Here is a 7,436-nt window from a genome sequence, read left to right as displayed (position 1 = left end):
TTGATTACAGCGGCAAGCTCCAGCGTGCACAGATTGATACGGAATAAGATGAGCGAGCAGCCAAGACGACTTTTATGATGAAAAAGACGAGTCGGAAATACGGGAGACAAAGGGACAATCTTACAGACAGATGGAAATTTGACAGGGAGTGAATAGCATGAAAATAGGTGTACTGGGATCTGGACTAATGGGAAAGGAAGCAGCGAGGGATTTAGTTTCAAGTGAGGGAGTGACAGCAGTCGGCCTTGCCGATATCGACATTGACATCGCGCAAAAGGTTGTTGATCAGTTGAATTCCCCAAAACTCACTGCCTATCAGGTCAATGCCAAAGATGAGCAGGAGCTGGCCAATTATATGCGGCAGTTCGATGTGGTCATTAATGCTTTATTTTACACATTTAATGAAATCGTTGCCAAGACAGCCATTAAGGTTGGCGTCAATTCGGTCGATTTAGGCGGACATATTGGTCATATTACCGATAAAGTGCTCGAGCTGAAAGAGGAGGCCAAGGCTGCCGGCGTTACATTAATCCCTGATTTGGGTGTTGCACCGGGCATGATCAATATTTTATCCGGTCATGGAGCAGGCAAGCTCGATGAACTGGAAGAAATTAAATTGTATGTCGGCGGGATCCCGGTCAATCCTGAGCCGCCATTTGAATACAACCATGTTTTCTCAATGGAAGGCGTTTTTGACCATTATACCGATCCGGCACTAATTATCCGTGACGGTATCAAGCAGGAAATCGAATCTTTAAGTGAAGTTGAACGTGTTCATTTTGAAAAATTCGGGCCGCTTGAAGCATTCCACACATCAGGCGGGACATCGACATTGTCCATTTCATATCCGCATTTGAAGACACTGGAATATAAAACAATCCGATATCCTGGTCATGCGGAGAAATTTAAGCTGCTTGTCGACTTGAATTTAACCCGGATGGATTATACGGTTGATGTCAACGGACAGGAGGTCAATCCAAGGGAAGTACTGCTCAAAGTGCTGGATCCGATTGTCGACCTTGGTGACAAAGATGATGTCGTGCTGCTCAGGGTAAAAGTAGGCGGGAATAAAGGTGGGCAGCAGGAGACCCACGTATTCGAAATGTCGACATACAAAGACAGGAAACATAATGTTACAGCTATGGCCCGTGCAACCGCCAACACGATTTCCGTTGTTGCCCAGATGATTGCAAATGGAACCATCACAAAACGGGGGGTTTATCCGCCTGAGCAAATTGTGCCAGGTGATCAATACATCGAGGAAATGGCTAAACGCAGTGTGAACATTTATGAATCAACGAGTGCAGCAAAAGCACATGTCACCAATTGATCGGTTATTAACGGGGCTGCTCTCTTTCGTATGGCAGCCTTATTTTTTACAACGGCAGAAAGTGTATATGGTGGTGACCTTCAAGAAAAAATTCGGCAATCGCTATAAGACGAGTCTGGGCTTCAGTTATTCAAAAAAGATTGCAAGGAGTTTTCGCTATGAACCAAAGTGTAATCAAAGCACTAAAATTGCTGAACTATTTTTCAGTTGAGGCACCTGAATTGACATTAAAAGAAATTGCCAATCAAGCCGGAATCCCGAAGCCGACCGCTTATCGACTGTTGTCAGCACTTGAATCCGGAAATTTTTTATATAAAACAAAAGAGAACGAGCATGACAGTAAGTACCGGCTGGGTCTGAAACTGCTGGAGCTTGGACAAATCGTATCCGATCAACTGGAGATACGGAGAATTGCTCTGCCTGACATGCAGAAGCTGGCTGGTGATATTAATGAGGTCATTCACTTGGTTATCGTCAATCAGGATGAAGCCACATATATTGAGAAGGTAGACAGTTCAAGGGCACTGAGGCTGAATACGAGAATCGGCAAAAGCTCACCACTTTATCTGGGGTCCGGTCCGAAATTGCTGCTGGCTCATATGCCGCTTGAACGGCAGGAAACTATTTTAGAGAAATTCGAATTGCATCATCCCGTCAATCACGGTACGATAGATAAAAAGGCGTTGCTTCAGGAACTGCAGGCGATTAATGAAGAAGGTTACGCCTACAGCATCGGTGAACAGGATGCTGACACAACAGGCATTTCGTATCCTATCTATGATTATAGCAATCAGGTTGTTGCCGCGCTGGCAGTAAGTGGGCTGTCCAGTCATTTTGAAGGAGAAAATTTGCAGGAATTGAAAGAAAAGACAAAAGCAACGGCTGAAGCGATTTCCAGAAAACTCGGGTACCGTGGCCCGGATTTTTAAGGTGGAAGGGATGATCTTTGATGAATACGGTATTTATCGCCGGACATGCCAGATTGCCATCCGGAATGGCGGCAAAGAGTATCTATGAAACACTTACTATAACGGCGGAAATCGATAAGAAATATGGTGTGATTGTTGCCGCCAACTGCACTTTGGCAACTGAACACGGCAGGAATTTTGTCCATCACCTTTTGAGGGGACACAGTCTGCAGGATGGGATTGATGGTCCCGCTGAAACGATGAAAGAGCATTATTTGGGAAAAGCCGGCAATGCGCTTGTTTCAGCGTTGCATGATTTGTATCGGCAGTATGAGCATTATCGGGAAGGTCATGGTGCTGGATAGGTTTAAACAAGTTGTTTGTAGTTACATACGTTTTAGTCATCTATAGCGATAGCGATGTTGCCACCATCAATAGCGGCCCGCTGGAATCTACAGCGAATCCACCTTAATCTACAGCGTCAATTTCAAAGTTATACCAAATTAAACGGATAGCCGTATTCCCCAGCAGGAAATGCGACTATCCGTTTTTAATCAATTTATTTGTTTAACTGTCAATACCCATCGAAACATACTTCATCTCTAAAAATTCGTCCATGCCATGGTATCCGCCTTCCTTGCCGACACCTGACTGCTTGATGCCGCCGAACGGTGCTTCGGCAACAGCGGGGAAGACGTCATTGACACCGACGATACCATAGTCGAGTTTTTCCGATACTCGGACCGCGCGGCTGGTTGTTTCAGTAAAGATATAGGCTGCGAGACCATAGTCGGTATCATTCGCTTTCTCGATCACGGCATCTTCATCACTGAAAGACTGCACTGGCATGAGTGGACCGAATGTTTCCTCGTTCATGACGAGCATGTCATCGGTGACGTTTGATAGAACAGTAGGCTGATAGAAATAACCGTTCATCCTACCTTGCCATTTATCACCGCCACAGACGACTTCCGCGCCATTGCTGACGGCATCATCAAGATGTTTCTGGACTTTCTCCATTGCCTGCCTGTTAATCAGCGGACCAAGTTTGACACCTTCCTCAATGCCATCCCCAATTTTCAGCTGCCCCGCTTTTTCGGTCAATTTTTCATTGAAAGCACCCTTAATCGATTCATGCACGTAAACACGGTTGGCGCAAATACATGTCTGACCATTATTCCGGAATTTGCTGGCGAGTGCCAATGACACGGCTTTGTCAATATCGGCATCGTCAAACACAACAATCGGTGCGTGCCCGCCAAGTTCGAGTGATAATTTTTTCACGTGATTGGCACTTTCACGCATCAAGTATTTGCCAACTGCAGTGGAACCGGTAAATGTCATCAGGCGGACCGCTTTATTTTCCAGCATTGTATTACCGATTGCCTCCGCATCACCGGTCACTAAGTTCACGACCCCATTAGGCATGCCGGCTTTTTCCAGGATTTTGACGATTTCAATCGCTGACAGCGGTGTTTCCGGTGCCGGTTTCAATACAACGGTACAGCCTGCAGCCAGAGCCGGTGCGATTTTGCGGGTGATCATGGATGATGGAAAGTTCCATGGTGTAATCGCACCGACCACACCGACCGGCTGCGGGATAACGAGCAGCCGTTTGGATTTAATGGAAGACGGGATCCATTCGCCATATGTCCTGCTTGCTTCCTCGGCATACCAAAGCAAAAAGTTGGCAGCACCTTTAACTTCGCCCACAGCTTCCTTCAGCGGTTTACCCTGCTCAGTCGTCAAAATTTCCCCGAGACGATCGGCATCCTCAAGCATCAGCTCATGCGCTTTGTACAAAATCCGTGACCGCTCACGGCCGGTCATCCCGCTCCACGTTTTGAATGCCCGGGTTGCTGCTGCAATTGCTTCCTCGGTTTCCGTTTTTCCGCCATAGGCAACTTCTGTGATTGGCTCTAAGGTTGCTGGATTATAAACGATGTCAGTTTTCTGGCCTTCCGTATCATGCCATTTTCCGTCAATGAAAATGCTGTTTGTTTTGCTTTTCAGCTTCATAACAAAACCTCCTTATATTTTAACCTGGTTTCCTTCCCATGCCGGCAGCATTTTGTTCAGTGGTTTATCTTCGCGGTAGCCTAATGCATATTCAGCCTGCATGATCGTGTGTACTTCACGCGTTCCTTCGTAAATCACTGGTGCTTTCGAGTTACGCAAATAACGCTCGACCGGGTATTCATCCGAGTAGCCGTAAGCCCCGTGAATCTGGACGGCATCATCAGCTGCTTTATTGGCAAAATCGCACGCCTGCCATTTGGCCATTGACGTTTCTTCTGTATTACGCTTTCCGGCATTTTTTAGCTCACCGGCACGGTAAACAAGCAGACTGCTCATTTCCAGTCCAGCTTTCATATTGGCAATCATGCGCTGAACAAGCTGATGCTTGCCAATAACCTTGCCAAATGTTTCGCGTTCATTGGCATAGTTGACACTTGCTTCCAAGGCAGCCCTGATCTGCCCGACAGCACCTGCGGCCACGGTGAAACGTCCGTTATCCAGTGCCGACATGGCGATTTTGAACCCTTCACCTTCTTCACCGAGCAGGTTTTTTTTCGGTACTTTCATGTTATCGAAAAAGATCTCTCCGGTATTGCCGGAGCGGATGCCCAGTTTTCCTTTCGTTGCTTTCGAGTCAAATCCTTCCCACTCACGCTCAATGATAAAAGCTGAAATGCCTTTGTGGCGTTTTTCTTTGTCAGTGTAAGCAAAAACGATAAAGTGATCGGCCGTATCACAGAGTGAAATCCACGCTTTCGAACCGTTTAGGATGTAATGATCACCGTCTTTGACAGCGGTTGCTTGCAATGAAGCAACGTCTGATCCAGCACCAGGCTCTGTCAGGCCATAAGCACCGACTTTTTCACCTTTGGCCTGAGGAATGAGATATTTCTGTTTTTGTTCTTCAGTACCCCATTGCAAAAGTGTCATGCTGTTCAGGCCTGTGTGCACCGAAACGGCTGTCCGGAATGCCGTATCTCCGCGTTCAAGCTCTTCACAGACAATTGCGAGCGAGTTGTAATCCATGCCGCTGCCGCCGTATTCTTCCGGGATGCAGACGCCCATCAGGCCGAGGTCGGCAAGCCGTTTCATGATGGACGGATCGAATTGTCCTTCCCGGTCCCATTCGGCAATATATGGCATGATTTCTTTGTCAACAAAGCTTCTGACAGTACTGCGCAGCATATTCTGTTCTTCTGAAAAATTAAAATCCATCTGATCATCTCCTAATTGTTTGATTGAGTCAGCCCTAATTGTTCCAGGATGTCATTCGTATGTTCACCGGCATCCGGCGGGTGGCGTCTGACATTGGCCGGTGTCCGCGAAAATTTCAACGGGCTGCCGATCATCCGAATATCACCTGCTGTCGGATGGCTGGCATCAACGAACATGTTCCGCTCGTTCAGCTGTGGGTCATTTGCCACCTCATCAATCGTCTGAATCGGTCCGCATGGTATGTTGTTTTCGTGACATTTTTCCTGCCAGTATGCGGTGGATTTCGTCACAAAGGCCTTTTGCAGCAGTGGGATTAAGTCATCCCGGCTGGCGACACGATCCGGATTGGTCCGGAACCGTTCATCTGATGCATATTCCGGTTTTTCCAAAATGTTGCATAATCGCTGGAACTGATGATCATTTCCAACAGCAATCACCATTTGTCCGTCCTTTGTGTCAAAAGTCTGATATGGGACGATGTTGGCGTGCTGGTTGCCCAAGGCTTCTGGTATTTTTCCAGCCATTAAATAATTGCTGCCGACATTGACAAGCGCGCTGACGGCTGAATCATACAGGGACAGGTCAAGTTTTTGACCTTTGCCTGACTGGGTCCGTTCAAGCAGTGCTCCCTGGATGCCAATGCACGCATACAGGCCGGTCAGAATATCCGTAATGGCTACGCCGACTTTTTTCGGTCCTGATTCGCTGTCACCGGTGATGCTCATCAAGCCGCTCATCGCCTGGATGATAAAATCATAGCCCGGCATATCCTTATATGGGCCTGTTTCACCAAACCCCGTAATCGAGCAGTAAACAATTCCTGGGTTGATGTCGGCCAATGTTTCATAATCAAGTCCAAGCCGTTGCATGGTGCCGGTTTTAAAATTATTGATGATGACGTCACTTTCACGGACAAGTTCCTTAATCGCTTCATGACCTTTCTCTGACTTTAGGTCTAGCGTGATACTTTTTTTATTCCGGTTGGCACAGAGGTAATATGCGCTGACACCGTTTTGAAACGGCGGCCCCCATTTGCGTGTTTCATCACTCCCGCCCGGTGCTTCCACTTTGATGACCTCGGCACCAAGGTCGCCAAGGATCATCGTGCAATACGGCCCGGCAAGCACACGCGAGAGATCAAGAATTTTGATGTTTTCAAGTGCTCCAGCCATTTCCTCACTCCTTTCTTGAACAACCTCTGAATGCAAAATAAGCCACTCCAAAAAGACCACAGTTATCTGCAAGTCAATTTGAACTGGCTTTCATCTGTTGTATCAGAACTGGCGTTGAACTGAAAACAGATTAGGCAGTTTTTTATTGTCGTTTGTGGTTCATCATGCGCCATAGCGTGGAAGCGCTTCAGCATGATTAATATTATTATATAGTATTCTGAAAAATATGTAAACACATTTTTAATCATCTGTGGAAAAGGTTGCGGTAATAACTTTTGATAGATCGATCGTGTCAGACATTTCATTGAAAAGCTGTTTGATTTCGGGATTGTCATTTACTTGCTTCATAACATCATCATAATGTGATTTATTCCGAAATACAGACTGACCAAGAAAAATATCTTCGTTTTCTTCCTTTTGAATAACGTCAAGCAGTCCTTTAAATTCGTTCTTACCATGAAGATTTTCAGCTTGATAGGTTTTCTCCTCCAGAGCGCCATAGGACATATAAATTTCACTTGCCCGATTGTTAATACCGATAAAAGATCCTACTTTTTCCTGTTTGACACGATAGAAATAAATAACCGTATACATATGATCACCTCAATCCTTACCCTACTAATTCCATATAAATCTAAAAAATCCTTTTATGAGAGTTAATAAATTTTGGGAAAATATGTATGAAAAGTTATTTAAAGAAGAAGAGGGGAATATGAGAGGAAAAGTTGCGACATGCGCTGATAGGAAATATGTTCCCGAGAGGACAAACATGATCCCGGGAGCGTCAACATG

The 7,436-nt window shown here is 46.0% G+C and carries 7 protein-coding genes; 3 read left to right on the top strand and 4 right to left on the bottom strand.

Annotation, left to right across the window (positions count from 1 at the left end; all coding sequences use genetic code 11):
• The first annotated feature begins 157 nt into the window (after window positions 1-157).
• From VK080_RS09575 to VK080_RS09565, 3 genes are all read left to right on the top strand, one after another.
• Entirely contained in the window at window positions 158-1,330 is a 1,173-nt protein-coding gene (locus tag VK080_RS09575) for a saccharopine dehydrogenase family protein (RefSeq protein ID WP_324224546.1), read from the top strand.
• A 158-nt stretch (window positions 1,331-1,488) separates the two neighbouring features.
• Window positions 1,489-2,259 carry an IclR family transcriptional regulator gene (locus VK080_RS09570; RefSeq protein WP_324224545.1) on the top strand — a complete coding sequence of 257 codons (771 nt, stop codon included), beginning with the start codon at window positions 1,489-1,491 and terminating at the stop codon, window positions 2,257-2,259.
• A 20-nt stretch (window positions 2,260-2,279) separates the two neighbouring features.
• Complete coding sequence (locus VK080_RS09565; protein ID WP_324224544.1) at window positions 2,280-2,603, top strand: DUF3870 domain-containing protein; 324 nt, start codon at window positions 2,280-2,282, stop codon at window positions 2,601-2,603.
• Window positions 2,604-2,805: 202 nt separating this feature from the next.
• Here VK080_RS09565 and VK080_RS09560 read toward each other — a convergent pair whose 3' ends face one another.
• The 4 genes from VK080_RS09560 to VK080_RS09545 form a co-directional block, all read right to left on the bottom strand.
• Window positions 2,806-4,257 (bottom strand): NAD-dependent succinate-semialdehyde dehydrogenase, encoded by a 1,452-nt coding sequence (locus VK080_RS09560; protein ID WP_324224543.1) that lies wholly within the window; start codon window positions 4,255-4,257, stop codon window positions 2,806-2,808.
• A 12-nt stretch (window positions 4,258-4,269) separates the two neighbouring features.
• Window positions 4,270-5,472 carry an acyl-CoA dehydrogenase family protein gene (locus tag VK080_RS09555; RefSeq protein WP_324224542.1) on the bottom strand — a complete coding sequence of 401 codons (1,203 nt, stop codon included), beginning with the start codon at window positions 5,470-5,472 and terminating at the stop codon, window positions 4,270-4,272.
• A gap of 11 nt (window positions 5,473-5,483) precedes the next feature.
• The gene (locus VK080_RS09550) at window positions 5,484-6,644 is read right to left on the bottom strand and encodes a CoA transferase (protein WP_324224541.1); all 1,161 of its coding nucleotides are present in this window, start codon (window positions 6,642-6,644) and stop codon (window positions 5,484-5,486) included.
• Between the two features lie 240 nt (window positions 6,645-6,884).
• Window positions 6,885-7,238 (bottom strand): DUF1428 family protein, encoded by a 354-nt coding sequence (locus VK080_RS09545; RefSeq protein WP_324224540.1) that lies wholly within the window; start codon window positions 7,236-7,238, stop codon window positions 6,885-6,887.
• Between the last annotated feature and the right edge of the window lie 198 nt (window positions 7,239-7,436).

The organism is Lentibacillus sp. (assembly GCF_035301925.1).
GTDB lineage: Bacteria > Bacillota > Bacilli > Bacillales > Amphibacillaceae > Lentibacillus.
The sequence above is the reverse complement of the archived record's forward strand: the minus strand, read 5'-3'. Positions and strand labels throughout refer to the sequence as shown.

What these genes read in the sequence shown, in the direction of transcription:
- VK080_RS09575 (WP_324224546.1), top strand. Translation starts at nt 158, where the DNA reads ATGAAAATAGGTGTACTGGGATCTGGACTAATGGGAAAGGAAGCAGCG.
- VK080_RS09570 (WP_324224545.1), top strand. Translation starts at nt 1,489, where the DNA reads ATGAACCAAAGTGTAATCAAAGCACTAAAATTGCTGAACTATTTTTCA.
- VK080_RS09565 (WP_324224544.1), top strand. Translation starts at nt 2,280, where the DNA reads ATGAATACGGTATTTATCGCCGGACATGCCAGATTGCCATCCGGAATG.
- VK080_RS09560 (WP_324224543.1), bottom strand. Translation starts at nt 4,257, where the DNA reads ATGAAGCTGAAAAGCAAAACAAACAGCATTTTCATTGACGGAAAATGG.
- VK080_RS09555 (WP_324224542.1), bottom strand. Translation starts at nt 5,472, where the DNA reads ATGGATTTTAATTTTTCAGAAGAACAGAATATGCTGCGCAGTACTGTC.
- VK080_RS09550 (WP_324224541.1), bottom strand. Translation starts at nt 6,644, where the DNA reads ATGGCTGGAGCACTTGAAAACATCAAAATTCTTGATCTCTCGCGTGTG.
- VK080_RS09545 (WP_324224540.1), bottom strand. Translation starts at nt 7,238, where the DNA reads ATGTATACGGTTATTTATTTCTATCGTGTCAAACAGGAAAAAGTAGGA.